Genomic DNA, 1118 nt, shown 5'->3' on the forward strand with positions numbered 1-1118 from the left:
GCTCAAGCTGCGTATCGCCGAGCTCGAGCAGCAGATTGCCCAGAAGAACCGTCTGCTCTTCGGTGAGAAGTCCGAGCGGCGTGGCGGTGACGAACAAGACACGCCACCGGCACCGCCGAAGCCGCCGCAGAAGGGCCACGGACCGAAGGCTCAGCCGTCGTTGCCGGTCGTCGAGGTCGTGCACGAGCTCGACGAGGCGGACAAGGTCTGCGGCTCGTGTGGCGGCGCGCTGGAGGTATGGGAAGGGCAATTCGAGGAGTCGGAAGAAGTCGACGTCGCCCCGCGGCGCTTCGAGCTCAAGAAGCACAAGCGACAGAAGTATCGGTGCCGCTGCGGTGGCTGCGTCGAGACGGCGCCGGCGCCGATGAAGCTCTTCGAGGGCGCGCGGTATTCGATCGACTTTGCCGTCGAGGTGGCGGTGGAGAAGTATCTCGATCATCAGCCGCTCGAGCGCCAGGTGCGCAAGATGCGCCGCGAGGGCCTGCTCGTGGAGTCGCAGACGCTGTGGGATCAGCTCGAGCGGCTCGCCAGGCCGCTCGCGCCGGGATACGAAGCGCTCGTGCAATACGTGCTCGCTCAGGGCGTCATTGGTGCCGACGAGACGCGATGGCCGCTCATGGGCAAGAACGAGCCCTCGCGGTGGCACGCGTGGTCGATTGTCGCTCCGGATGCCGTGGCCTATCGAATTCTCGAGGGCCGATCCACCGAGGAAGCCAGGCAGGTGCTGGGCGGCTACGAGGGCGTCGTTGTGTGTGACGGCTATGCCGCGTACAAGGCGCTGGCAAAGACGGAGGGCTTCGCGCTCGCGCACTGTTGGTCGCACGTGCGGCGCGAATTCATTGCAGCAGAGGCATCGTTTCCTGCGGAGACTCGCGGCGTGCTCGACCTGATCCGCGGCCTGTATGCCGTCGAGTCGAAGTGCAAGCCCGGCCCCGGGGGAGATGCGGAGCGGCTCGCGCAGCGGCGGGCGGAATCAAAGCCGCTCGTCGAGCGCATTCGCTGCTTTGCGGAGACGACGTCTGTCGTGCCCGGCAGCAGCCTCGACAAGGCAATCCGCTACATGGTCGGGATGTGGAGCGGGCTCACGCGATTCCTGGAGGATGCGCGGATCCCGATCG

At 66.5% G+C, this 1118-nt stretch carries 1 protein-coding gene; it reads left to right on the forward strand.

Translation table 11 applies throughout. From position 1 onward, the window contains the following. The coding region (locus QHF83_RS53310; RefSeq protein ID WP_282425881.1) for an IS66 family transposase at nt 1–1118 on the forward strand (1118 nt) is incomplete at both ends.

The organism is Polyangium sp. 15x6 (assembly GCF_029960785.1).
Classification (GTDB): Bacteria; Myxococcota_A; Polyangia; order Polyangiales; family Polyangiaceae; genus Polyangium.